We start from the raw sequence: 24,889 nt of genomic DNA on the forward strand, positions 1-24,889 counted from the left end.
AATGTTCTTCATACCCTATTAGCTTAGGGTTGACTGGATTTAAATTGACTATGATAGAGATCAAAATAGAAACCTTGAGCAGCCAATAAACTATCATGGTTCCCTTGTTCAATGATCTGACCATCTTTTAATACTAGAATCTTATCAGCTTCTTGAATTGTAGACAGACGGTGAGCGATCACAAAGCTTGTTCGTCCTTTCATTAACCGCTTCATCGCCTTTTGAATCAATAATTCTAGCCTAGTATCTACTGAAGAGGTCGCTTCATCTAAAATCAGAATTTTAGGATCAGCCAACAAGGCCCTTGCAATGGTTAAGAGTTGTTTTTGACCTAAGGAAATATTACTAGATTCTTGGTTCATCACCATGTGGTACCCACCTGGCAAGGTTCTGATAAAATGATCCACATTGGCAGCTTTGGCTGCTTCTACAATAGCCTCATCGCTGGCTTCAAGGTTCCCAAAGCGAAGGTTATCTTGGATTGTCCCTTCGTAAAGCCAAGCATCTTGTAGGACCATACCAAATTGGCGACGATAGGATTGACGTGACAGGTCACGAATATCATGCCCATCAACAGTAATAGATCCTTTATTAACATCATAAAAACGCATCAAGAGATTAATGAGAGTCGTTTTCCCAGCTCCAGTTGGTCCTACAATCGCAATCATCTCACCGGGGTTAACATCAAGTGTAAACTCTTTGATCAAAGGTTTATCAGACTGATAGGAAAAATCCACATGGTTAAATGAGACTTGACCTGTTAAATCCTCATCCAGTTGATTTGTCACAAGCATGGCATCATCTGCCTCATCCAGAACCGCAAAAATACGTTCTAAGGATGATTTAGCACTCTGTAATAAACCTGCTAACTGGGTAATGGTTTGAATTGGCTGACTGATTTGCCAAATATATTGAACAAAAGCTTGCATATTCCCAATGGTCAATTGTCCTGCCATAACTTGCAGACCTGCGACCAAAGCAACAATCATATAGACAGAATCAGAAATAAAATGCAAAACAGGCATCATAATACCGGATAAAAAGCTTGCCTTAAACCCAACCTCTTGCAAGTGTTCAGTAATCTGATGGAAGGCTTGCTCTGAGGCTTCTTCGCGGCCGTAAAGTTTTAAGACGTTAAAACCCGATAGATTTTCCTGAACAAAACCATTCATCTCTCCTAACACCTTAGCTTGCTCTTTAAAATAAGGTTGTGATTTTTTTAAAATGAATTGAGATGAAGCATAGATAATAGGAATAGCAACAATCACAATCAAAGCTAGTGTCAGATTGAGGTACAAGACCATTCCCATCACGAGAAAAATGGTGAGAAAGGCATTGACAATCTGCAAGAAAGACTGTTGCAAAGCATTTGACACTGTCTCAACATCTGAGGTAAAGCGTCCCAGCATATCCCCAAACTGGTGTTGGTCAAAATAAGAGACAGGAATACGATTAATTTTTTGACTCAAGGCCTGTCTCAAATCACGAATAGTAGATTGAACAGCCTTGGTCATGACATAATTTGACCCATAGGCTCCGATTTCATAACATAATGCACGAATAAAATAGACAAGCAGTAAAAAAGCAATATAAGAGGTATTAATCCCTGCTCCTTCAATTCCCTTAGCCATATCAAGAAGATTAGATGACAATTCTGTAATAACTAAACCAAGCACAAAGGGTTCCAAGACACTCATAACAGCACTGATAATTTTAAGGAAAACTGCTAAAAAGATTAAGCCACGGTAGGCCCTTAAATAGGTCCACACCCGCTTAAAAACATGTTGCTCTGCCATTAGTCCACCTCCTCTTCCATGAGATTTCCTTTGTTTAATTGCGAATCAGCAATTTCACGGTAAATAGCATTGGTTGCCATCAATTCCTCATGCTTGCCTCGACCGACAATTTCACCTTGATCTAGAACGATGATTTGATCGGCATCCATGATAGTCCCAACCCGTTGAGCTACAATCAAAACAGTCGCTTCCTCTGTTACTTCTTTCAGGCGCTTCCTTAAAGCAGCATCGGTTTGGTAATCCAGTGCCGAAAAAGAATCATCAAAGATATAAATATCGGGTTTTTTAACAACCGCACGGGCAATCGATAGCCGTTGTTTCTGACCACCTGATAAATTGCTTCCTGCTTCTGCTAGATGGGTCTGATAGCCTTTTTCGCGGCTAGCAATAAATGCTCTAGCTTGAGACACATCCGTAGCTTCATCTAATTCCCAATAGCTAGCATCTGCCTTACCATATTTTAAATTGTCTTCGATAGTTCCTGTAAATAGCAGAGCTTTTTGTGGGATGAAACCAATTTTAGCACGAAGAGATTTTAACTGATAATCTCTGACATCTACCCCATCGACCAAGATTCTCCCAAACGTCACGTCGTAAAATCGAGGAATTAAATTCACCAAGGATGATTTTCCTGACCCTGTTGAGCCAATAAAAGCGATGGTTTCCCCAGGCTTGGTTTTAAAAGAAATGTTATGTAGAACAGGACTTTCTGTTTCTCCAGGATAGGCAAAGGTGACATTGTCAAATTCGAGGTAACCTCTTGTCAAGGTCTCTGTTACCCCATCTTCATTTTTAGAAATAGAGATTGGCATGTCCATGACTTCTTTGATCCGTTTGCTGGAAACTGCCATTTTAGGATACATGGTAAAGAGATTAGCAAACATCAAAAACGAAAAAAGGGCATGAAAACTATACTCGATAAAGGCTACCAAATCCCCAATTTGAATTTGTCCCTTAGCCAAAGGATCTAGGGCAAACCAAACAATGGCTACAATCATGGCAATAATGATTTGTACAAATAGCGGTTCTGTCAATCCTGTTAAGGTGAAGAGACGTTTAGAAATGCCGGCGTATTCTTGATTACGCTCATCAAAACGTTCCTGTTGAAAGGCTTCTCTCGAAAAGGCTCTAATCACGCGCAAGCCAGTCAAATTTTCTCTGACTAACTGATTAATGTGGTCTAGACTTTCTTGTTGTTTTTCAGAGAGAGGCCTTGTTTTGACGGCGACATAAACAACAACCAGCACCAAAAAAGGCATGGATACCGCCACAATCCATGCTAACGATGGACTTGTCAAGAAAATCATCAGCACTGAAAAAATCATCATTAAGGGCGTCACTACTCCTAAACGTAAAGACATTTCAGCAAACTGCATGAGCACAAAGGCATCACTTGTCATTCGGGTAACCAAAGAAGCAACCCCAATTTTTTCATATTCTGTATGAGAGTAATCCTGCAACTGACGATACATGTCATTGCGCAGCTCCTTGATCATGGTTGTCGTTAACTTACCAGATGCATAGGATAAGATAATTCGACCAAGAACACCTAACACAATAATGACAAACATGACCAATGTCCAGCCATATAAGGCTTTGGTATCCTGCTGCAAGATTCCTTGGTCTATCATCCGAGCTAAAATAGTGGGCAATCCTAAATTAACCAGAACAAATAATAGGCCACCTAAAATGTCCAAAGCCAACCACTTAGGCTTTGATGATAAATACGACCAAATCAGCCCCATTTTTCTCCTCCTTCAGGTAATAAATGATGAATGAAAAGAAGCGCAATCGAGCACTTCTTTTGTTGTTATCACTAGTGTACCATAAAAATGACATTGACATACAATTCTTACATTTCTAAGCCACTAAGGTAGTCAAACCGTTCGTAAGCTTCCAGTAAATCCTTATTTTTTTGCTCTAAATCCCTTTGAAGCTGAGCTAGCTGACCATAGTCACTTGCTACTTCTAACATCTGGCTTTCAATGTCTTCAATCTGGGCCTCAAGCGTGGCAATCGTGTCTTCAATTTGAGCCCATTCTTGTTTTTCAAGGTAGGACATGCGCTTTCTTTCCTCTTTTTGAGGAAGTGGCACTTCTTCAGTGACTGTTGTTTTAACCAAGTCAGCCTCAACTGTTTCTTTTTCAAAAACTTTTTCATCAAGGTAATCACTGTAATTGCCATAAAAAACACGAATATCGTCTTCTTCAAAGGCTAAAATCTTAGTAGCTACTTTGTCTAGGAAATAACGATCGTGACTAACCGTAATGACTGGTCCTGCAAAGTTAGCTAAAAAGTTTTCTAAGACCGTCAAGGTGGCAATGTCTAAATCATTTGTTGGCTCATCAAGGAGAAGAACATTTGGCTTTTCAATGAGCAGTTTTAGCAAGTAGAGCCGTTTTTTCTCCCCACCAGATAATTTAGCAATCAGCGTGCCATGACTTGATCTCGGAAAAAGAAATTGTTCTAAAAGCTCACTGATACTCGTTGTTCCCACACTTGTTTTAACCTCATCAGCCACTTCTTGAAGGTAATTAATGACCCGTTTGGTCTCATCCATATCTTTGAGCTGCTGAGAGAAATAACCTACACGAATAGTATCTCCAATATCAAGCTTCCCAGAAGTTGGTTCAAGATCTCCATTAATTAAATTCAACAGGGTAGATTTTCCGACGCCGTTATCTCCAACAATTCCAATACGATCTTTATTTTGAATAATCAAGTTAAAATCCTTAATCAACTGTCGGTCGCCATAAGCAAAAGAAAGGTCTTCAAAGTGAATCACCTTCTTCCCAATTCGGCTCGTTTCGAAAGTCATCTCCAATTTATCCGCAGAACTGTCTTGGTGAACTTCTTTTTTCAAGTCAGTGAAACGATTGATTCTAGCCTGCTGTTTGGTTGCACGCGCCTGTGGTTGCGTCCTCATCCAGGCTAATTCTTGTTTATAGAGTTGCTTCTTCTTGTGTAAATTAGCAGCATCTCGTTCATCTTGTTCTGCTTTTAAGCGCACATAGTCTTGGTAATTGCCTTGATATTCTGTCAGTCCCGCTTTATCCAATTCAAAAATACGGGTGGCCACATTATCCAGGAAATAACGGTCATGGGTAATAAAAAGGACGGTTTTTTTAGCTGTTTTGAGATAGGTTGTTAACCAAGCGATGGTGTCAATATCAAGATGGTTGGTCGGCTCATCCAACAAGAGTAAGTCAGCAGCTCCTAGCAACACTTGAGCTAACTGGACACGTCTTCTCATACCACCTGATAGGTCTCCCACTTTTTGTTCCAAATCCGTGATGCCTAATTTTGATAGGACTGTTTTGACATCACTTTCAATAGACCAAGCATCTAAGCGATCCATTTCAGACATGAGGGACTCTAAGGTCTCTTGTTTATCCTCAGTATAATTCGCCATCAATAGTTCATATTGACGAATCAGCTGAATCGCCTTAACATCAGATGACAATACCGTATCTAAAACAGAGGCTGCATCGTTAAATTCAGGATCTTGTGTTAAGTAAGCGATTTTGTAATCATTGGCTTTAGAAAATGGAGAATTGTCTCCGTCAAAACCAAGCCTTCCCGACAAGACATCTAAAAGAGTTGTTTTTCCTGTCCCATTAACCCCAATAATCCCAATACGGTCAAAGTCATGAATAATAAAGGAAATATCTTGAAAGACGGTCTTATCTCCCACTGTTTTTGTCAGTTTCTCCACCAAAAAATGGCTCATGTTGCTAATTCCTCTCTAACAAATGCTTCAATGGCATCTAACTCATTAGCAAGATGACCTTCCACAATAGCTAACTCAATGCGTTCAAGTATCACTCCCAACTCTGGTCCTGGTTTCAAACCAAAGTTCTTTATTAAGTGAGAGCCATTCACCACGATGTCATGTTTATCATGAATAGCTAATGCTTGGTCTAATTGCTCAATATAAGCCATGTCAACGTCTTGTCCCATAGCTTGGCGAAGGGATTCTATCAACCTTGCTAGTTTTTTACCATATTGATAAATATCCAATTTTTCAAAAGGTCTTTCTTGTCGAATATGGTAAAGGGTCACTAATTGTGCCACACAGCGTTGAAAATCATTTGAGGTTTTCCAAGCCTTTAAAAACGGCTTAGGATTTTGAATCGATAAGCTTATGATCAAATAAGCCCAAGCTTGATGGTGGTCACTAAAGGTAAAGTCATCAGCTAGGGACACTGTTAACTGCTTTAAAGCTATTTCTTGTTGTCCCAGACCTGGTAAATAGTCGTAAGCTTGACAAGCAATCATAGCCAAGATACCTTTTCGCCAATGAGGTGCCATCAACAATTTATCAAATTCAATAAAGGAACGCTCTACCGAAATTTTTGCTAACAGTAGGGAATGACTTTTCATAGCTTCGAAGGTGGCAGACTCGATATCGAAATCCAAACTTGCGGCAAAGCGAAAGCCTCTCATAATACGGAGGGCATCTTCTTCAAAACGGTCTGCTGCCTCTCCTACTGCGCGTAATCGCTTTTGCTCTAAATCTTGTAAACCTGTAAATTTATCAATCACTTGACCATTTTCATCAAGAGCCAAAGCATTCACAGTGAAATCTCTACGTTTGAGGTCTTCTTCTAAAGATCGCACAAAAGACACTTGACTAGGACGGCGATAATCCACATAGACATCTTCTGTCCTAAAGGTTGTGATTTCATACTCACCACCATTTTCAAGCACGAGCACTGTACCATGTTCAATGCCAACATCGACAGTTCTGTTAAAAATCGCTTTGGTCTCTTCAGGATAGGAGCTAGTCGCAATATCTACATCATGAATAGGACGACCCAACAGCACATCTCTGACACTGCCACCCACAAAGTAGGCTTCATAACCAGCTTCTTTAATTTTATTCAATATTGGTAAAGCCTTCTGAAATTCAGAAGGCATTGTCATTAATTTCATACGTTATTTTCTAACCTATTATCTAAAGGACTAGTCACCCTATCCTAGGTCACTAGCTATTTCGTAAGGGGCTTTTTGCTATCTGACTAAGACTTGGCGCCAGCTTTCCCAAAAGATAACTAGGCGCGGGGTGTAATCCCAAAGGCGACTGCTCCTTCTCCTAGGTGAGTAGCAATAACAGCCCCAAAGTGAACTTCTGCGATATCGCACTGGTAGCCACTGTCTTGCAAGAGTGCCTTCAAGTGATCTGCCTTATCTTGGGCTTTCGAATGAATAATGGAAACATCGTATTGTCCATTTGCTGTCAAGTCATTAAGAATCTCTACCAAACGTTTCATGGCTTTCTTCTCTGTTCTGACTTTTTCGTAGACCACGATTTTTCCTTCATCGTCAAAATACAAGATAGGCTTAATGGTCAAAAGATTGCCAAGCAGTGCTGAACCGTTTGATAATCTTCCTCCTTTAACCAAGTGATTCAAATCATCCACCATGATAAAGGCTGTCGTACCATCAATCTGTTTTTGCAACTGATCTAGAATTTCTTGGAAGGTTTTCCCTTGACGAGACCAATCTAATACATTTTTAACCATGCTGCCCAATGGAGCTGATGTGATTTTACTATCTGGAAAGGCAATGACCAAATCAGGATGTTCTTCAACTAAAAACTGGATATTTTGCCAGAAACCCGAAATACCACCAGCCAAGAAAAGCCCGATGACATGTGTGTAACCCTTAGCAGACAAAAGGCCTAAAAGCTCATCTAATTCCGATAAGCTGGGCTGACTTGTCTTAGGGAGCTCTTGTGAGGTTGCCATCTTTTGATAAAAGTCATCGATGGTCAGATTACGCCCTTCAAAATAGGTCTCGCCATCAATAATAACTGGAATATCAAGACTAAAAATAGCCTCATCCTGCTTTAAGTCAGTTGGTAATGCTGCTGTGCTATCAGTAATTACTGCTAATTTCATTAATTCTTAAACTCCAAATTAATGCCTGGGCTGTCCAAGGCAATTTCTGTGACATCATAAGTCAAGCGTTTAACCATATCTAATAAAGGTGCTGCTAAGGATTCAACTTCTTCTTGGGTAAATTCACTTGGTTTATCTACTAAACGATCTAAAATACGAACCATCTGTGAAATTACTCCACTAATCACAAATTCTTCTTTGACAATAACAAATTGTAACACAGAGACGATAGCTGTTTCCTTTCGAGCTTCATCTTTATTAATCAATTGGAACGTCACTTCAAAATTGGTTTCAGGTGTTCCGTTTTCTTTTTCCCATTCGAGATTTCTAGCATCATAGTGGTACTGATTGACAAATTCTTTTTCACGAACTAATTGCATGTATTCATTCTCCTTGATGTCGATATGACTCATTATAGCATAGATTTGAAGATTATTAAAGTAGACTTAAACTAGTATTTTTTCTGAGGATGACGGTCAACAATATTGGCATTAGCCCCTAAGACCTCTTCTCCCTTAGGGAGTAGCCGGTAACCTCTGAGGTCAACTAAAGTGCTCAATTCTTCTTCGCTAAAATGACTTAAAACGGCTTGATCTAATTCATCTCGCTTCATTTTTGACAGTCCTTTAACTGCTTTTTGTCCCAAAAAGTCTTTTAAACGGCTAGCTGGTAAATGGCGGAGCGATTCTCTTGCAGAGTCTTTTTGCACATAACCTTGAGAGATTAGCCAGTCCAATTCTTTTTGCGCATCGATGCCATAGGTTGTGTAAAAATATTTATGATGACTATTAGCAGTTGTATAGGTCCCGAACTGAATGCGCCATAACATCACAATGTGACCAGGAAGTAACCCTTCCTTGATACGCTCCATGTTACGTTTAGGAATAGGCTTGCGCAACAACTCTTCTTGATAAGCTGGAGCAATGTAAGGCATCTCAGCATGATTTTGGTATACTTCTTTAATTGTTTTCATTATTTCATTATACCAAAAAATCACCCGTTAGGATGATTTTTAGACTTATCTTAATAGTTAAAGCGTTGTGCCCATGCTTCATCAATTGCTAGGGTTTCCGCATCTGTATAATTGTGACGGTACTCATTCCAAACGTAGCCTGCACCTGCTAAGGAGACTCCTTGGTCTGAAGCATTTGTCACATCATAGGCTGTTAACCCATACGTTTCAATAATATTGTTTAACTTCAAGTTATAACTCGTATCTGTAGCGTATAGGCCTGTTAAGGCTGCTGTCGCATCTTGATACGACAGTGTATTTGATTTTCTAGCACCAGCATACAGATTAGAGCTTAGTAAGTTAGCGTAGTCATAAAGTGAATCAGCGATACTTGGGTATGCTCTAAAGGGTTGATCGATAGTGTAGGTATTTCCTGCTCCATCATCTTCCCAAGTTGACATGGTAACTGACGAACCATTATAGGCCCCTTTGATGCCAAAGAAGTTATAATAAGGTGCTTGGCTAAGGCCAGATTGACCGTTACTTGATTCTAAAATAGCTTGAGCAATCATCACAGAAGCGTAAAGGTCACGCTCTTGAGCGATAGCGCTGGCTGTAGGTCCAATATTATTGATAAATGCCTGTGTCGAGGTACCAGTAACTGTTTCTGCTGATACTTTAGAGGTACGGTTAGGTTGTCTCATTGCACTGTAAGCTCCTAAACAAGCCGCAAGAACAAAAAGACTGATAAGTAGAAGCTTACCTTTCTTTTTTACCATTAGTGATTAAATCCCTTTTCTATTCATTTTCTATGTTTCTATTATAACATAGGAAATCTAACAAGGACTTATCCACAGCTGATTTAACCAGATTGATAACTTTTGTCTTAAAATCGAAATATTTCTTCCAATTTAAGAGGATTTTGTGGATAAAGCTTATTATTTCATGGGACTATCAAAATAGGTCAGTTGATAAACAGCAATGAGTTCATTTAATTTGGTGTTGTAACTAGTATCAGTGGCATAGGTTCCTGTTAGTGCAGCTGTGGCATCGTGATAATGAGAACCTAGGTTTTTATGGGTTTTGGTATACAGAGGATCATTTAGAACTCTAGCATAATCTTCAAAACATGCTGTCATACTACCATAAGAGCGAAAGGCGTCGTCAATTTGGTATAAATTTCCTTGCCCATCATCTTCTAAGGTAGGAAAAATAGCCGACCGCCCCTTATAATCCCCTTTAATACCAAAAAAATTGTAATAAGGTTTTTGACTTAGTTGTGACTTACCATTATTGGATTCTAAAATGGCCTGAGCCATCATCACCGAACTGTATAACTGTTTCTTTTGAGCGACTGATTGAGCAGCATGACTAATCTTCCTGACAAATGTCAGAGTTTCGTGATCCGCATACGGAGCTAATCGCTGGTTTCCCAATTTTAGTGTCCACATACTAACAATCAGATTAAGTAATACTAACCCTAAGACAAGTCGATTTATTGATGATTTAGCCCTTCTTCTCCTTTTTTTCACCTTCAAAGGTCCTCGTTTCTTATCCTTTAACCCTAGTATAGCAAAAAACTAGAACCTTGACAGATTCTAGTTTTAGTAAGAAAAAAGTTCTTTACCTTTTAGGCTTTTTTGCGAAGAGCGCCAAATAAGATACCTGATACAAGGGCGCCAATCACAACAAAGACAAGATATAAGATTGGATTACTTGTTAAGGCGATGACGAAGATACCACCATGTGGCGCCATTAATTTAATACCAGCCAAACCAACAAGAGCTCCTGTCAAGGCAGAACCTGCGATAAAGCTAGGAATCGCACGTGCTGGGTCAGCTGCACCAAACGGAATTGCTCCTTCGGTGATGAATGAAAGTCCCATAACAATATTTGTCAAGCCTGATTCACGTTCTTCTTTGGTAAATTTATCTTTAAACAAGAGAGTGGCTACAAAAACAGCAAGAGGAGGTACCATACCACCTGCCATAACAGCGCCATAACGACCGAACCACCATTTGCCACAGTAGCTGCTAAAGTTCCTGTACCAAAAACATAAGCTGCCTTATTAACAGGGCCACCCATGTCAACAGCCATCATTCCACCAACAAGAAGTCCCATAAGGACAGCAGAGCTTCCTGAAAGACCTTGTAAGAAATCATTAAGGGCTGTGTTAATAGCTGCCATTGGAATATTGACAAAAAGCATCAAGAAACCAGTGACAAGGACGCCAAGTAATGGGTAAAGGAGGATAGATTTAACCCCTTCTAGAGAACGTGGTAGGCCTGCCAACAATTTACGAAGGGCAAGAATAACACCACCGGCAAGGAAACCACCCACAAGCGCCCCAAGGAAACCTGATGGCACGCCCGTTAAGCCCAAGCTCACTTCTCCTCCTGCTGCAAATGGTACCTTACCAAAAGCAAGACCATTTGAGGCAATGGCACCTGCCACAAAACCAGCTACTAAGCCCGGTTTTTCAGCAATAGAATAAGCGATATAACCTGCTAGTACTGGTAACATGAAGGAGAAGGCTGCACCACCAATTTTCATGAAAATAGCAGCTACTTCATGATAAGATCCAAGATTGCCTAGTTGGTCTTTTGGCACACCAAGCATGTTATCCAACAAGAAAGCTAGAGCAATCATAATCCCGCCACCAATAACGAATGGCAACATTTGAGAGACACCACCCATCAAGTGTTTATAGAAAGCACCGCCTAAGCTTGTTTTCTCAGATGATACTGCTGTTTCAGACTTTCCGTTCTTAGCGTGGTAAGTGTGTCCTTCATTATTCAAAATCAAAGAAATCAATTCTTGACTCTTCTTGATACCATCTGCAACAGGGCGAGCAATTAATTGTTTACCGTCAAAACGATCCATTTCAACTGCTTTATCTGCTGCAACGATAACACCCTTAGCTTTCTGAATATCTTCAGCGGTTAAACGATTAGCCACACCAGAAGCGCCGTTTGTTTCAACTTTAATAGCTACTCCCATTTCTGCAGCTTGTTTTTTCAAAGCCTCTTCTGCCATATAAGTGTGAGCAATCCCTGTTGGGCAAGCTGTAACTGCAACGATAAAATCTTGACCACTAGTTGGCGCTACCACTTCTTCTTTAGCTGTTGAAGCCTCATCAAAGACAGCAAGAACGTCATCTGGTGTCGCTGCAGCACGAAGTTTATCTGCAAAACCGTCTTTCAAAAGGTATTTTGATAATTCTGCTAGCGCAGCCAAGTGAGTGTCATTTGCCCCTTGAGGTGCAGCAATCATAAAGAAGAGATCCGTTGGTTGACCATCTAAAGCCTTATAATCCAACCCTTTATTTGATTTCGCAAATAAAACCGCTGGTTCATCAACCACAATATTTTTAGAATGAGGCATGGCAATACCGTCGCCAAGTCCAGTTGATGTTTGTTCTTCACGTGTCATGATACTCTTTTTAAAGACATCAAAATCGTGAACAATATCTTTTTCAACTAATTTAGTAATCATCTCGTCAATGGCAACTTCTTTAGAAATAGCCTGTAAATCGAGAATCATAATATCTTTTCTCAATAAATCTTGAATTTTCATCGTTTTTCTACCTCAACTTTATGATATGTTTCCTTAATAAATGCAATTGTCGCCAAGTCATCAGAGAAAGCCGTCGCTGTACCACAAGCCACACCCCATTTTAAGGCTTCTACTGGGTCTTTACTCTTAACAAATTCGCCTGTAAATCCAGCAACCATAGAATCACCAGCCCCGACAGAATTTTTGACCTGCCCTTTAATTGGCTTAGCAAAATAGGTGGCTTCCTCAGTAACCAACAAGGCACCATCACCAGCCATCGAAATGAGGACATGCTGGGCTCCCATCTCTAAAATTCGACGAGCGTAGGTTTCTACATCGTTAAGACTGTTTAACGGAACACCAAAAATAGCTTCTAGCTCATGGTTATTAGGTTTAACTAACAAAGGATTATTCGCAAGGGCATCTAAGAGGGGTTGTCCTTCAAAATCGCAGACCACCTGGGCACCACTTTTCCTAACTAAAGGAATCAATTCCTTATAAACAGCATTCCCAAGATTAGCTGGAGCTGATCCCGCAAAAACAACGGTATCGTCTGAGGTCAATTGGGATAACTTAGCTTTCAAGGCTTCCAATTGTTCCTGACTAATCATTGGCCCTTGACCATTTATTTCAGTCTCTTCTTGCGACTTAATTTTAACATTGATACGGGTATCCTGGTCTACCTTCACAAAAGCCGTTTCAATGCCTTCATTCTTTAAACTATCTTCGATAAAATGTCCAGTAAAGCCGCCAAGAAAGCCTGTCGCCGTATTCCCAACTCCTAATCGTTGCAAGACACGACTGACATTGATACCTTTTCCCCCTGCAAACTTATCATCACTGACCATGCGATTCACTGATCCCAGATTTAGCTGGTCAATTCTGACGATAAAGTCAATCGAAGGGTTTAAGGTCACGGTATAAATCATAGTTCAATCACCTTTGCCTTTTCCTTTATTTTTTTGAGAATCCCTGTCGAGGCTGCCTCAGTAATAATGGTCACCTGATCAATAGCAGCTACTTTAACAAAGGATACCTGACCGATTTTCGTGCCATCAACCAGAATGTAAGACACCTTTGCATTCGCAATGACTGCTTTTTTTATCACGGCTTCTTCCATATCTGGGGTTGTTAGATAGGCCTCATCAACACCATTCATGCCAAGAAATGCTTTATCAAAGTTCATCTGTCTGATTTGTTCCAAAGCCACGCTCCCAATGCTCGCATCAGTGGTTTGTTTGACATACCCACCAATGATAATCGTTTTGATGGATAAATCAACTAAGCGAGTCGCATGATGGATGGAGTTAGTAACGACCGTAACATTTTTTCCTTGTAAAAAAGGGAGTAAAAATTCCGTCGTTGTCCCAGCATCAATAAAAATCACGTCATTATCATAGACGAATCGGGAAGCTTTTTGAGCGAGCGCCTGTTTGATTTGACTGTTTTTGACAGACTTCTCCTGATTAGACAATTCCTCTTGCAAGGAATGAAACAATTCAGCTCCACCATGAACACGGTGCAAACGTCCTTCTTGCTCCAGTTCCCCCAAATCTCTACGGACAGTTGACTCAGACGAATCCAGCAGCTGCATCAAATCTTCTAAAGCAACATAGTTATCTTCTACGATTTTTGCCATAATCAACTGTTTTCGTTTTGATTTTAAGATAGAATCACCTCTTTCTGAAATCGGTTACAGTTATTATTATACCTTTTTGTTCTCTAAAGTCAAGCATAATCTTCCAAAAACATCCAATCTCTGTCACTTTTTCTTACCCATAACTTCGATAAGCTGAAAGAAAGTATCAAACCTAAAAAAGCCCTTCACAAAGGATTTAACCCTAATGTGATGAGCTTTTCAAATCTTTTTAAATTAGTTAATTTTTAAAATAGCTTCCTTGGCATGTACCAACTGTGTAATCAAGCGGCAATATGGGGTATCAATGCCCAGTTTCTCACCTTTGGTATTGACTGCACCATTGATAAAATCAATTTCAGTCAATCGGTGATTTTGCACAAGGTCTTGGTGCATTGATGGGTAATGGTGAGCAGCTTTAACAGATGTATCCATTACATAAGTTGTAATTTCGTCTTCGTTCAAGGCAACACCTTCTGCTTGACCAACGATAACAAACTCATGGATGATTTCTTTTACCATTTTGAGACCATCTTCACTGGCAAATAATTCACCAATTGTACAATCTAGAAGGGCACAAGTTGAGTTCATGGTACCATTCACGCAAGCTTTTCGCCAGATGTTTGGCACAACATTCTCATCATAAGTCGCATTTAAGTTAGCTTTATTTAGCAAGTCAGCCACTTGGTGCCCAGCTTCTTGATTGCTTGGATCCATGCTTTGTAAGTTAAGTGCTCCCACACCTTGAAGATGAGCACGACCAGGACCTGCCAATCCAGCTGTCCAGACAGTAACTCCCATTAGAATGTTGTGTTCTGGAATGTACTGACGAATAACGTCTTCGTGTCCAAGACCATTTAAAAGGCAAAGCACTTTGGTTTCTTTTCCAATAATTCCTTTAATGTCTTGAAGCATTTGTGGCAACTGCATTGCTTTTGTAAACAAGATAATCAAATCGGCTTCTTGAGTGGCTTCAGTCGGTTTCATAATAGGAAGCTTAACTGTTTCTTCCACATCCCCTGTCACCACTAAACCGTTTTCTTTAATGGCATTGATATGATCTTCCCAGTTATCTAACAAAATCACATCGTTATTTGTTTTTGAAATTTGGTAACCAAAACGGCATCCCATGGCTCCTGAGCCAGCAATATAAACTAACATATTTTCCTCCTATTAGCCTTCAAAGACGAAAATGTCTTCTTTATAAAGTTTTAGAATATCTTTAGAAACCTTATGCGCTGCAAATGCAACTGCAAATGGTACAACAATCCAAGCAAGGATAATAATAAATACTGAGCTACCACCTGCTAAAGAAGCAATTGGTCCTACTGCACCAACCAAACCAAAACCAGATGAAGCTGGTGTCCCAACAAGATTAAACAATGGTACTGTTAATGAGCTAATTGCTGCAGTGATCACCATCGGAATAGCCATGATAGGATGTTTTAAGAAGTTTGGCATCATCATTTTCATAGCCCCAAGTGCAATAGCAATTGGTACACCTGACTTATTAACTTTGAGTGTTGCCCAAACAAGAACTGCAGCTGTTGATGCAATTCCCATAGACGCAGCACCGGCAGCCATTCCATTTAATCCAATAGCTAAACCAATAGCCACTGTTGAAATCGGACTAACAATGATAAGCGAGAAAGCAACTGCAATTAAAATAGACATTAAAATAGGTTGTAAGGTTGTAAAGGAATTAATCCCTTGCCCAATTAGCGTTGTCACATAAGACACATAAGGCAATAACTTCCAACCAATGTAACCAACACCTGTTCCGATAATAATTGGTAACAAGATAATGGTTAAAGAGCCAAATTTATTCCCAAAATACTTAACCGCTAAAACCGCAAGGCTAGCTGTAATCATCATATTGATGAGATCCCCAATACCTCTAAGTTGGAAAGTACCTGTTGCTATACCTTTTTGAACAACCTCAGTATAAGCCCACGCTCCAGAACCAATATAGGCTGCTCCACCAACCGCCAACTGTTGCATTGGGTTAAACTTAAACTGTTGACCAATCAAAAACCCTGCCATAATAGGTGTGAAGAATTGGAAGACTTGCACAATGTGTAAAAATTCTGCTGCTGCTGCATTTGGCAGAAGCGGCTTTAAAAAAGTTGCTAAAATAGCATTTGGAATGAGCGCCACAACGATAGCAATCGCTGTACCCGCTAAGACCTTATTCATAAAAGAACTAAATGTCTCTTTATCTGTTGTTGTCATGATAGACCCCTTTTCATTGTAATGTATTATCCTGTGAAAACCATCACACTTTTTTCACAATGTCTATTTTATCACAATACCCTAGACTTGTCACGAACACTTGACAAAAGTGGCTCCACCCCTTAGAACAAGTATCAACCTAATAAGTGAACGTTCCTCTCTAATGACGAGATGGTAACCCTAACTCTTTAGTCAATTAAAGATGTTGAATGCACCACACGGTTATCTCGATCTGGATAAATATAGTTAATGGCTTGATTAACGGCTGTTGGTGCCTCACCAAATCCAGTAGCGATTAAATCAACTTTCCCATCATAAGCTGCCGCATCCCCAATAGCAAAAATACCTTCTTGACTGGTTTGGAAAAGCGGAGTGACATTGATACTGGAGCGTTTGTAGTCGAGGTTCCAATTTTTCAAATTTTTATTAGAGGTCGAAAAACCAAAGCTCACAATGATACTATCCACATCAAGCTCCATTGTCTCTTCTTCTTTAACCTTTTGAATGACTAGCTTTTCAGCTAGATTTCCAATGCCTTTCAATGCTTTTGGCACATAAGGTGTTAAGAGGTTGACCGTTGATGCTTTCAACAATTCCACACTGTGTTCGTGTGCTCTAAATGCATCGCGGCGGTGGACAACTGTAACACTTTCAGCAATGTTTTCTATGGCCAAAGCCCAATCTACAGCCGAATCCCCCCCACCACAAATCACAACTTTTTGGCCTGCAAATTGTTCCAACTGATGGACATTATAAAACAGGTTATGGTCAGCAAAATCTTCTTCCCCTTCTAACCCTAATGTCCGTGGTGCAAAAGCGCCATTTCCACAAGCAATGATAATCGCTTTTGAAAAGTGCTCTGCCTTATTAGTGGTAATCGAAAAACCACCTTCAACCTTCTCAAAAGACAAGACTTCTTCTTTTAAACAAATTGTTGTACGATCTTTAAAGCGACTCAATTGCTTGAGCAAATTCTCTGTTAATTCTGCTCCCGTCAAAGCGGGGTAGGCTGGAATGTCATAAATCATTTTTTCTGGGTAAAGAATGGCGGGTTGACCACCTAGTTCTGATAAACTTTCAATGATTTTCACCCTCATACCTCGGAGCCCTGCATAAAAGGCTGCAAATAAACCTATTGGACCACCACCAATGATGGTTATATCATATTCTCTTTCTTCCATTAGTCTTCTCCTTGAATCAATTCTGCTTTTATCTTAGCTAATAAGTTGCTCTCTTCCTCAGAAAACTCGTACCGCTCTAGCAAATCTGGCCTTCTCAAATAGGTTTTTCTGAGACTTTCTTCTAAACGCCACAATCGAATACGTTCATGGTGCCCACTCATCAAAACATCTGGCACCGTCATCCCTCGGTAGTCATAAGGCCTAGTGTATTGAGGGTATTCTAAAAGTCCTGATGAGAAGGAATCGTCCTGATGACTGCTTTCCTTACCAATCACATTTGGAATTAGCCGAACAGTTGCATCCACCATCGTCATGGCTGCCAATTCCCCACCAGTTAGGACAAAATCTCCCAACGATATTTCATCTGTGACTAAGGTTTTAATACGCTCATCGTAGCCCTCATAATGACCACAAATAAAAATTAACTCTTCCTCAAGAGCTAATTCTTCAGCATAAGCCTGAGTAAAGGGTTTTCCAGCAGGATCCAAGAGGATAATCCGCGGTTTTTGAGCTTGGATGTGTTCAATGGTGTCAAAAATTGGTTGTGCTCTCAAGAGCATGCCTTGCCCACCACCATAGGGTTCGTCATCAACATGTCGAGCTTTTTCAGCGTAATCCCGAAAGTTATGGTAGTGAATGTCAAGTAATCCTTTTTCTTTTGCCTTGCCTACAATGGAATGCTCTAGAGGGGCAAACATTTCAGGAAAAAGAGTCAAAATATCAATCTTCATCGTCTAAGCCTTCCATCAATTCAACATCCACGCGCTTGTTAAGAACATCTACGTTAAGAACTACTGGGGGAATATATGGTAATAACAAGTCTCGTTTTCCTTGACGCTTCACTACCCAAACATCATTAGCACCTGGCTGCAAGATTTCCTTAATATGTCCAATAAGGACATCCTTTTCATAAACAGCCATGCCAATAATCTGATGGTAATAAAATTCTCCTTCTTGTAAATCCCCTTGATTGTCTTTTGAGACCTTTAAAGTGTATCCCTTGTACTTTTCAATAGCATTAATATGATACATGTCTTTAAATTTGATGATATCAAAGTTTTTTTGCTTTCTATGGCTAACAATCGTGACCTCTTGAACAAGCTGATCTTTGTCATCAAACAAAGCCAATTGCGATCCCTTCTTAAAGCGCTCCTCAGCAAAATCGCTGACCGATAATACACGCATTTCTCCTTGTAGTCCTTGGGTATTGACAATCTTCCCAACGTTAAAATATTCCATACTAACTCCTCAATCGTTCGCTCGTTATCTCATCCCACCTGGATGGTTTATCATGGTTTCATAGGATCCCATAAAAGGAACTACGGTTAAAACCAAATCATTTACTATTTTAACACGTTATAACCTATTTTGCACTTCTGGTTCACAACTTTCTCCCTTCTCTTTCAAAGGAAAGAAAGAGCATCAACTAGGTCATAGGTCATTTCTCATTTCTCATTTCTAAACGTGGCTAGTGGTAGAAAATTTTTACATCTCCCAGGTAGCTTGATTCATTTGTCGTATAAAATAGAGGCGTTAACATACATAAAACCCCTTTTGAATACTATCGTTCAAAAGAGGTTTTGATTAAGAAATAGTTTTAGGAGAGATAGAGGGTTATGGTTTCATTTTTGCCTTTGTCAAGGTAAGCATGCCTGCAATTCCTAAGATAACAAGACCAATCAAGCTGACTAAAGTAACTCCTTTATCACCTGCTTTAGGAAAGGTTTTACCTTCTTGTTTTACAGGTGCTGCTGCTTTTTTGGTATCCATACCTTTAGCCTTATCCTTTTGTTTTGAAGCGTCTGTTTTGTCTGACTGCTCAGGCATTGGCTTCTCATCAGCTTTCTTAATTTGACTAGTTTTCAAGTAGGCACTGATGTCATTTCCTGGTGTCACAGTATTCATTTTAATACCATTAACCAGGTAATTGTAGAACATACCATCCATCAACTGATTAACAAAAGTTGCTTTCCCTTTTGCATCAGTTGTCATTTCAGCAACTGTTTGACCAAGATCATTAACTAAAGTCACCGTTTGACCAGCAAGGCCATTTCCACCTGAATCACGAACAGTAATCGTCAATGGTTTTTTCGTATATTCTGGTGCCACACTTCCTTTTCCTTCAGCATAAAAGGCTGCTTCTTTTAGCTGTCCATTTTGGTCTGTTCTAACAGTATATCCTTGTGATTTACCATCAACTGTCACACTAATATTACGTGATAATGGTAATTGTTCAAATAGAATTTGGCCTTTTGCATTTGTCTTTGCAACTTTAAGAGGAAGTGGTTTTCCATCTGTAATATCAGACAAAGCAACTTCTTTTCCTTCAAGAACTTTACCTTCTTTGTCTAAAATAGTTACAAGGAAGTTAAAACCTGTTGCTTTTGGTTGTTCTGTTGCCTGTTCTTTGCTTGTATCAAGAGCCCCATTAACTGGCATACCTGGAACGGTTTCGCTCATTTTTTTGCCATCCACAAAGATAGCATAAAACGTACCATCCATTAGGCCTTTAGTAAAACGAGCTAGCCCATCTTTACCTGTTGTTACTGTTTCAACAAGATTACCTGAGCTATCTTTTAAGGTCACTGCTTTGTCAGCAATTGCTTCAGCGTCTTGATTACGCACGTAAACATCTAAAGGTGTTTTAGTATAGTCAGGAGTGCCTTGTCCTACACCTTGAGCAATAAAACTAGCTGCTAATTGACTATTGGCTTGGCTAGTACGAACAGTATAACCTTTAACCACACCATCAACTGAAACGCTAAGGCTTCTATTAATCGGTAATTGACTAAATAAAGCTTGACCTTTGGCATCTGTAACAACAGTTTGAACAACCTTGTTCGAAGCATCCGTTGTATCAGTCAACACAACAGACTTGCCTGATAAGGTTTGACCTTTACTATCAACAACTGTTGCTAAAAATTGGAATGTTCCTGCGGGAGCTTCCAGTGCAGTAGAATGAACAGGCGTCTCAGCTTGAACAGTTGATGTCATAGCAGCATTCGCCAAAGCCAAGCTTGATAGCGCTGTTACCGTCATTAGGCTTATAACGCGTTTATGAGTTTTAATCATTAGATTTCATTTTATGTCTTGTTCAGTAAATGATTACCTCACAAGTTTTGATTAGTGTCCCCATAGGGCTAAACTAATCATAGCACCATTTACTTAACCAGTCAAGTTTTTTATAAAATCAAATTTTTTAATGTTTGATAAACTACATGTGGCTAAAAACAAGCTAATAACAAAGTCTTTTCATCAAATAATCAATTTGAGAGCAACAAAAAGTCTGCTAACCAGAGTTAACAGACATCTGTTCTATTTTATTCTTAATGAGATACTACTTCTCATCAATAACTAAACGAACTTTTTTCCCTGCAGTTGGAACCGAGTAGACAATCGATCTTATCGCAGTAATAGTTCGACCTTTTTTGCCGATAACACGACCGATGTCTTGAGCATCCAAGTCAAGATGATACTCTAAAAAGTCAGGAGTATCTTCAATTTTAATGGTAAGATTATCTGGTTGTGAAATCAAAGGTTTCACAATAGCGATAATAAGATTTTCAATGGTATCCATAGGCTGTTATTATTTAGAGAATTTTTGGTCGTGGAATTTAGCCATAACACCAGCTTTTGACAAGATGTTACGAACTGTATCAGAAGGTTGTGCACCTTTAGCCAACCACTCAAGAACGCGGTCTTCTTTTACAGTGATTTGGTTTTCAGCTACAAGTGGGTTATATGTTCCAACTGTTTCGATGAAACGACCATCACGTGGTGCACGTGAATCTGCAACGTTAATACGGTAGAAAGGTTTTTTCTTAGAACCCATACGAGTTAAACGAATTTTAACTGCCATTATTATCATATCTCTTTTCTTTTTAATAGTTCTGTCAAGAAATACAGCCTTGCTCATTTCTTACATGGACTAGTATATCGTAGTTTTTTTATGCTGTCAAGTTTTTTTCTTGACAGTTTTTAAAATCTAGTAGAGGCTGCTAATAATTCTGATTAACCGATCAAAATAGGACGTATCTTTCCTCAAATCCTTAGCTAAATATCTGGTTAAACCTGGCTTATCTGTGATAATTCCTTGAATAGGTTTGAGCAAATAATGTTCTATCCGACTAGAATCATTGATGGTCCAAACATAGACTTCTTTGTTCTTCCAAAAAGCTTGTGTCGACAAATAAGAACGGTATGAAAAATCTTCAATCACATAAAAATCAACCGTTTCATCTCCAAAAAGGCCAAATTGAATAGGGATAACATACCCAGCTGTAATAGAAGGATCTTTCTTTTTGATAGCTTCCATAACTTTCAAGTTAAGTGACATGACCTTATTTTCTTTACTAATGCCGAGACGATGGTATTCTTCTAGGAAAAGGTCAACATAATTGTTAGGCTCAGATCCTGTTGGTTTTAATTCAATCAAGAGAGGCATCTTTAAGTTCTTAGCTCTTTTGTAAAACGTTTCAAAAGAAACAAAATGACTCGAAAATTTGCCCTGCTGAATACGTAACTGTTCCACTTCTGCTAAGGTTAGATGACGAATATCTTCATCAAGACCTGCTAATCGTTTCAAGTGATTATCATGCGACACAACAAAGCGATTGTCTTTAGTTAAGATCAAATCTAGCTCAACATAGTCACTTTTTGCTTTTTTAGCACCTTCTAGAGCCTCTAAAGAATTTTCCACACCTGCTGAAACAAGACCACGATGAGCGATAACAGCTTTTGGCGTTGGAGTTTGAAAGAAAGCCAATCTTTCCAATGACTGATAAGCAAATCCTAAGGTCAACAGCACAAATAAGAAGGCGTAGCCTCTGGTTCGTTTGGTTACTTTTTTAGGATGATACCATTCTTTTTGAGGTGCAATATCTTCTTTTAAAATAATAGCAGAGCAAAGCTTCAAGAAAATCGTCGCAAAAAAGATTAATTCCCAGATAATCGTTAAGGAAATGGTTTGTATGATCACCTGATTACCACTAGGATTAAAGAAATACACTAGGGCTAAAACAATCGAAATAACAGTTGATGAAAACAAAAAGGTGACCGCACTGACAGCTAGTAGACGAATCACTAAAGAAAACTGATACCCCTTAGTTCTTTGCCAACTTTCTATCATAGCCTCTTTTACTGTTCGATGCTTAATGGCTAACAAGGGTAAAAAATAAATCAAGCGTAAATTAAGATAAAACAAAAAGGCAAAGGCGACATACAACAAATATTTAGTTGTTGCTGTTTTCGACAATTCTCCTACGATAAATTCTGGAATATAAAGTTTTTCAGTGATGACTGAAGATAACCCTAGGTGCAAGACTGGGATAGTCAGCAAGACATAACCTACAAAAAGAATTAATTGATAACCGGAGAATGTCTTCCAAATGCGCTTCAAATAATAAGAAAATCGCTTTTTAATACCTCTAACGCTAATCTCTTGATCTGCTATAATCCGATAAAGCGCAAAAAATTCAAGATGGATAAAGGCAGCAAATAACAATAGATACAAAAATAACAAAGCCAGTGCAAGAGGATTTTTCAAAAAAGTAAAAAAATTGTCTTTATCTAAATGGTATTGTCCAGTTACTCCCAGTATAATATAGAAAAACTCGGATAATGCAAAGTTAGCCATGGTTACAAATAATAACTGAAAGACACTAGCCTTTAATAACCAAGAGAATCTGATTTTTGACATGGTCAATAGTAAATCAGACAAGAGTTTCATGGATTAATCTCCTTTTGTTTAAACAATAAGCATATCACTCAAAAACTCCTAGTTGAACGAAGTTCAGCTAGGAATTAAGAAGTCATTAAAAGACGCCTTATGACCTCTCCACCATAAATCCAAAAATAACTAAATGTAATAATGGAAATTGGTCTGCAGATAAGGATGATTATCAGGAATTGACGGTAACTCATGCGACTTAATCCCGTGATCATAATTAATGCATCTGCTGGTGCAAGAGGGGAAAGCATATTTAGGACAAAAAAGACTTCAAACGTTTTTGACGATAATTTTTTCTCGTAAAAGTCTAATTGTTCTTCCGTTAGAAAAAGTAAAATAAAGGGTTTTCCATACTTTCTAACCAGTTTAAATAATAGTGATGAACCAATACAAATCCCTGTGACATTGAGTAAAAATCCTAATACAGGTCCAAAAGCGAGAAAACCGACGACTGTGGTAACCCCACCAGGAATGATAGGAATTACCACTTGGATAATTTGTAGGGCGAAAAAACCAATCGAACCAATCACTACATGATCTTTGATGGTATGCGCTAAGGCATTGGGGTTGTTAAGAATATCGAGTTGTCTCACAAGATAGACAACCAAGGCTATAGAAAACAGAATTGATAAGACACCTAACCCCTTTAAATATTTTTTTAAAAGGGCATGCGAGATACCAAATCTATTCATAACGCAGAGCCTCAATTGGGTCCAATTTACTTGCCTTGTTAGCAGGTAACATTCCAAAGACGATACCAATAGATGCTGAGAAGAGGATCGCAATTAAAGCAATATTAAATGATACTGATGCTCCTTTGAGGTTCAACGCACTTCCCAAGGCCCCTACACCAATTTGGGCTAGAAGTAAACCAAGTAGACCTCCGATAACGGTCAGTACGATCGATTCAATCAGAAATTGAGCAAGGATTTTTAAACGGGTTGCTCCCAAAGCTTTTCGTAGGCCAATTTCTCGGGTACGCTCCGTTACAGAAACCAGCATAATATTCATAACGCCAATACCACCAACCAATAAGGAGATTCCTGCAATAGAACCTATAACAGTTGTCATTACCCCAAATTGAGTATTAATTTCATTGACGAGCTTGCTATTATCTGGGACAGCATACTCCCCATCTTTCACATGTGATAGTTGTGTTAACATTTGTGCTGCTTCTTGCCCCAAAGTTAAGCTACGGCGAATATCACGCACATGGACATAAATAGATCCAATTTCTTTGACATTGAATTCAGATGCCACTTGAGTATTAGCCATGACAGCACCACCAACTAAGCCTCCCATAGAAACCGAACTTTGAGGGGTCTTATAAACTCCAATAACTAGGTAATCTTTATTACCAAGACTGACAACTTTGTTTAGGGCATCTTTATAATTACCTTTTCCAAACAACTCATCTGATAAGACCGTATCTAATAAAATGATACGTGAAAAATTTCGATAATCAGCTGCCTTAAGGGTGCGACCAGCGACAATATCATAATCCTTGACCTTAAAGTAATCTTGACTAACACCTGTAATGGCGGCATTTTCCATTTTCTTTTTTTCATAAGAAATGGTTGATGAGGTGTTATTGGTAAAGTAATAAGCGTCAACACCATCAATGTCTCTCACAATTTGCTCCAACCATTCAGCCTTAACTTCTTGATCATTTTCATGAGAATAGAAAGCAGCGTAAGGATCTTCGTCTTCACCCTTTTCTTTATAATAAAGCTGAATTTCTTTTTGATTGTTTGAGAAGGTATCTGTCACACTTTTTTTCATGGCATTCCCAAGCCCCATAATAATGACGACAGCTGATACCCCGATAATAATCCCTAACATAGTTAGGATTGAGCGCATTTTATGCCCCCAGATTGAACTAAGAGCGAATTTCCAATTTTCCATT

At 39.1% G+C, this 24,889-nt stretch carries 22 protein-coding genes and 1 pseudogene; all 23 read right to left on the minus strand.

The genetic code is table 11. The features are described 5' to 3' along the window. Positions 1 to 23 precede the first annotated feature (23 nt). Positions 24 to 1,796, minus strand: coding sequence for an ABC transporter ATP-binding protein (locus FQT67_RS06065; RefSeq protein ID WP_003056332.1), 1,773 nt, complete (start codon positions 1,794 to 1,796; stop codon positions 24 to 26). Next, positions 1,796 to 3,541 (minus strand): ABC transporter ATP-binding protein, encoded by a 1,746-nt coding sequence (locus FQT67_RS06070; protein WP_003056245.1) that lies wholly within the window; start codon positions 3,539 to 3,541, stop codon positions 1,796 to 1,798. Before FQT67_RS06070 ends, FQT67_RS06065 begins: the two co-directional genes overlap by 1 nt. Before the next feature lie 107 nt (positions 3,542 to 3,648). Further along, complete coding sequence (locus FQT67_RS06075) at positions 3,649 to 5,526, minus strand: ABC-F family ATP-binding cassette domain-containing protein (protein WP_046159606.1); 1,878 nt, start codon at positions 5,524 to 5,526, stop codon at positions 3,649 to 3,651. Beyond that, positions 5,523 to 6,731 (minus strand): CCA tRNA nucleotidyltransferase, encoded by a 1,209-nt coding sequence (locus tag FQT67_RS06080; RefSeq protein WP_012766833.1) that lies wholly within the window; start codon positions 6,729 to 6,731, stop codon positions 5,523 to 5,525. The genes FQT67_RS06075 and FQT67_RS06080 overlap by 4 nt, the downstream gene beginning before the upstream one ends. A 119-nt stretch (positions 6,732 to 6,850) precedes the next feature. Further along, positions 6,851 to 7,699, minus strand: a complete 849-nt coding sequence (locus tag FQT67_RS06085; protein WP_046177117.1) for a DegV family protein — start codon at positions 7,697 to 7,699, stop codon at positions 6,851 to 6,853. After that, positions 7,699 to 8,079 carry a DUF1149 family protein gene (locus FQT67_RS06090; protein WP_003056276.1) on the minus strand — a complete coding sequence of 127 codons (381 nt, stop codon included), beginning with the start codon at positions 8,077 to 8,079 and terminating at the stop codon, positions 7,699 to 7,701. Before FQT67_RS06090 ends, FQT67_RS06085 begins: the two co-directional genes overlap by 1 nt. A gap of 71 nt (positions 8,080 to 8,150) precedes the next feature. Beyond that, entirely contained in the window at positions 8,151 to 8,672 is a 522-nt protein-coding gene (locus FQT67_RS06095) for a hypothetical protein (protein WP_046177116.1), read from the minus strand. A gap of 50 nt (positions 8,673 to 8,722) precedes the next feature. After that, the gene (locus tag FQT67_RS06100; protein ID WP_014612206.1) at positions 8,723 to 9,430 is read right to left on the minus strand and encodes a glycoside hydrolase family 73 protein; all 708 of its coding nucleotides are present in this window, start codon (positions 9,428 to 9,430) and stop codon (positions 8,723 to 8,725) included. A gap of 159 nt (positions 9,431 to 9,589) precedes the next feature. Further along, the gene (locus FQT67_RS06105) at positions 9,590 to 10,189 is read right to left on the minus strand and encodes a glycoside hydrolase family 73 protein (protein WP_014612205.1); all 600 of its coding nucleotides are present in this window, start codon (positions 10,187 to 10,189) and stop codon (positions 9,590 to 9,592) included. Between the two features lie 92 nt (positions 10,190 to 10,281). Further along, a pseudogene (locus FQT67_RS06110) lies at positions 10,282 to 12,227 on the minus strand (fructose-specific PTS transporter subunit EIIC). After that, positions 12,224 to 13,135: a 1-phosphofructokinase gene (pfkB, locus tag FQT67_RS06115; RefSeq protein WP_003056325.1), complete on the minus strand. Its 912-nt coding sequence runs from the start codon at positions 13,133 to 13,135 to the stop codon at positions 12,224 to 12,226. The pseudogene FQT67_RS06110 and the gene pfkB overlap by 4 nt, the downstream one beginning before the upstream one ends. Next, on the minus strand, positions 13,132 to 13,845 hold the full coding sequence (locus FQT67_RS06120) for a DeoR/GlpR family DNA-binding transcription regulator (protein WP_012766828.1): 714 nt from the start codon (positions 13,843 to 13,845) through the stop codon (positions 13,132 to 13,134). Before FQT67_RS06120 ends, pfkB begins: the two co-directional genes overlap by 4 nt. 234 nt (positions 13,846 to 14,079) lie before the next feature. Beyond that, entirely contained in the window at positions 14,080 to 15,003 is a 924-nt protein-coding gene (locus tag FQT67_RS06125) for a 2-dehydropantoate 2-reductase (RefSeq protein ID WP_046177114.1), read from the minus strand. Positions 15,004 to 15,015: 12 nt separating this feature from the next. Further along, positions 15,016 to 16,074 carry a PTS transporter subunit IIC gene (locus FQT67_RS06130; RefSeq protein ID WP_046177113.1) on the minus strand — a complete coding sequence of 353 codons (1,059 nt, stop codon included), beginning with the start codon at positions 16,072 to 16,074 and terminating at the stop codon, positions 15,016 to 15,018. Positions 16,075 to 16,262: 188 nt separating this feature from the next. Further along, positions 16,263 to 17,255, minus strand: a complete 993-nt coding sequence (locus tag FQT67_RS06135) for an NAD(P)/FAD-dependent oxidoreductase (RefSeq protein WP_022554500.1) — start codon at positions 17,253 to 17,255, stop codon at positions 16,263 to 16,265. Then, positions 17,255 to 17,986, minus strand: a complete 732-nt coding sequence (gene trmD, locus FQT67_RS06140; RefSeq protein ID WP_003056334.1) for a tRNA (guanosine(37)-N1)-methyltransferase TrmD — start codon at positions 17,984 to 17,986, stop codon at positions 17,255 to 17,257. Before trmD ends, FQT67_RS06135 begins: the two co-directional genes overlap by 1 nt. Beyond that, the gene (gene rimM, locus FQT67_RS06145; RefSeq protein WP_022554499.1) at positions 17,976 to 18,494 is read right to left on the minus strand and encodes a ribosome maturation factor RimM; all 519 of its coding nucleotides are present in this window, start codon (positions 18,492 to 18,494) and stop codon (positions 17,976 to 17,978) included. Before rimM ends, trmD begins: the two co-directional genes overlap by 11 nt. A gap of 375 nt (positions 18,495 to 18,869) precedes the next feature. After that, positions 18,870 to 20,327, minus strand: a complete 1,458-nt coding sequence (locus FQT67_RS06150; protein ID WP_143936386.1) for a cell surface protein — start codon at positions 20,325 to 20,327, stop codon at positions 18,870 to 18,872. A 265-nt stretch (positions 20,328 to 20,592) separates the two neighbouring features. Then, entirely contained in the window at positions 20,593 to 20,832 is a 240-nt protein-coding gene (locus FQT67_RS06155; RefSeq protein ID WP_003050244.1) for a KH domain-containing protein, read from the minus strand. A 9-nt stretch (positions 20,833 to 20,841) separates the two neighbouring features. Next, the gene (gene rpsP / locus FQT67_RS06160) at positions 20,842 to 21,114 is read right to left on the minus strand and encodes a 30S ribosomal protein S16 (protein ID WP_003056242.1); all 273 of its coding nucleotides are present in this window, start codon (positions 21,112 to 21,114) and stop codon (positions 20,842 to 20,844) included. A gap of 126 nt (positions 21,115 to 21,240) precedes the next feature. Further along, positions 21,241 to 22,983 carry a glycerophosphodiester phosphodiesterase gene (locus tag FQT67_RS06165; RefSeq protein WP_046177112.1) on the minus strand — a complete coding sequence of 581 codons (1,743 nt, stop codon included), beginning with the start codon at positions 22,981 to 22,983 and terminating at the stop codon, positions 21,241 to 21,243. A 74-nt stretch (positions 22,984 to 23,057) separates the two neighbouring features. Then, a complete protein-coding gene (locus FQT67_RS06170; RefSeq protein ID WP_003062097.1) occupies positions 23,058 to 23,675 on the minus strand; it encodes a VTT domain-containing protein in 618 nt (205 codons plus the stop codon). Further along, complete coding sequence (locus tag FQT67_RS06175; RefSeq protein ID WP_003056250.1) at positions 23,668 to 24,888, minus strand: ABC transporter permease; 1,221 nt, start codon at positions 24,886 to 24,888, stop codon at positions 23,668 to 23,670. The genes FQT67_RS06170 and FQT67_RS06175 overlap by 8 nt, the downstream gene beginning before the upstream one ends. Position 24,889: the final 1 nt, after the last annotated feature.

This window comes from Streptococcus sp. NCTC 11567, assembly GCF_902141215.1.
GTDB classification, from domain to species: domain Bacteria; phylum Bacillota; class Bacilli; order Lactobacillales; family Streptococcaceae; genus Streptococcus; species Streptococcus dysgalactiae.

Excerpts from the sequence above, each read along its gene's own strand:
- FQT67_RS06170 (WP_003062097.1), bottom strand. The coding sequence starts at position 23,675 with ATGAATAGATTTGGTATCTCGCATGCCCTTTTAAAAAAATATTTAAAG.
- pfkB (WP_003056325.1), bottom strand. The coding sequence starts at position 13,135 with ATGATTTATACCGTGACCTTAAACCCTTCGATTGACTTTATCGTCAGA.
- FQT67_RS06150 (WP_143936386.1), bottom strand. The coding sequence starts at position 20,327 with ATGATTAAAACTCATAAACGCGTTATAAGCCTAATGACGGTAACAGCG.
- FQT67_RS06125 (WP_046177114.1), bottom strand. The coding sequence starts at position 15,003 with ATGTTAGTTTATATTGCTGGCTCAGGAGCCATGGGATGCCGTTTTGGT.
- FQT67_RS06100 (WP_014612206.1), bottom strand. The coding sequence starts at position 9,430 with ATGGTAAAAAAGAAAGGTAAGCTTCTACTTATCAGTCTTTTTGTTCTT.
- FQT67_RS06175 (WP_003056250.1), bottom strand. The coding sequence starts at position 24,888 with ATGGAAAATTGGAAATTCGCTCTTAGTTCAATCTGGGGGCATAAAATG.
- FQT67_RS06135 (WP_022554500.1), bottom strand. The coding sequence starts at position 17,255 with ATGGAAGAAAGAGAATATGATATAACCATCATTGGTGGTGGTCCAATA.
- FQT67_RS06075 (WP_046159606.1), bottom strand. The coding sequence starts at position 5,526 with ATGAGCCATTTTTTGGTGGAGAAACTGACAAAAACAGTGGGAGATAAG.
- FQT67_RS06070 (WP_003056245.1), bottom strand. The coding sequence starts at position 3,541 with ATGGGGCTGATTTGGTCGTATTTATCATCAAAGCCTAAGTGGTTGGCT.
- trmD (WP_003056334.1), bottom strand. The coding sequence starts at position 17,986 with ATGAAGATTGATATTTTGACTCTTTTTCCTGAAATGTTTGCCCCTCTA.
- FQT67_RS06080 (WP_012766833.1), bottom strand. The coding sequence starts at position 6,731 with ATGAAATTAATGACAATGCCTTCTGAATTTCAGAAGGCTTTACCAATA.
- FQT67_RS06155 (WP_003050244.1), bottom strand. The coding sequence starts at position 20,832 with ATGGATACCATTGAAAATCTTATTATCGCTATTGTGAAACCTTTGATT.
- FQT67_RS06120 (WP_012766828.1), bottom strand. The coding sequence starts at position 13,845 with ATGGCAAAAATCGTAGAAGATAACTATGTTGCTTTAGAAGATTTGATG.
- FQT67_RS06090 (WP_003056276.1), bottom strand. The coding sequence starts at position 8,079 with ATGCAATTAGTTCGTGAAAAAGAATTTGTCAATCAGTACCACTATGAT.
- rimM (WP_022554499.1), bottom strand. The coding sequence starts at position 18,494 with ATGGAATATTTTAACGTTGGGAAGATTGTCAATACCCAAGGACTACAA.
- FQT67_RS06130 (WP_046177113.1), bottom strand. The coding sequence starts at position 16,074 with ATGACAACAACAGATAAAGAGACATTTAGTTCTTTTATGAATAAGGTC.
- FQT67_RS06165 (WP_046177112.1), bottom strand. The coding sequence starts at position 22,983 with ATGAAACTCTTGTCTGATTTACTATTGACCATGTCAAAAATCAGATTC.
- FQT67_RS06095 (WP_046177116.1), bottom strand. The coding sequence starts at position 8,672 with ATGAAAACAATTAAAGAAGTATACCAAAATCATGCTGAGATGCCTTAC.
- FQT67_RS06085 (WP_046177117.1), bottom strand. The coding sequence starts at position 7,699 with ATGAAATTAGCAGTAATTACTGATAGCACAGCAGCATTACCAACTGAC.
- FQT67_RS06065 (WP_003056332.1), bottom strand. The coding sequence starts at position 1,796 with ATGGCAGAGCAACATGTTTTTAAGCGGGTGTGGACCTATTTAAGGGCC.
- rpsP (WP_003056242.1), bottom strand. The coding sequence starts at position 21,114 with ATGGCAGTTAAAATTCGTTTAACTCGTATGGGTTCTAAGAAAAAACCT.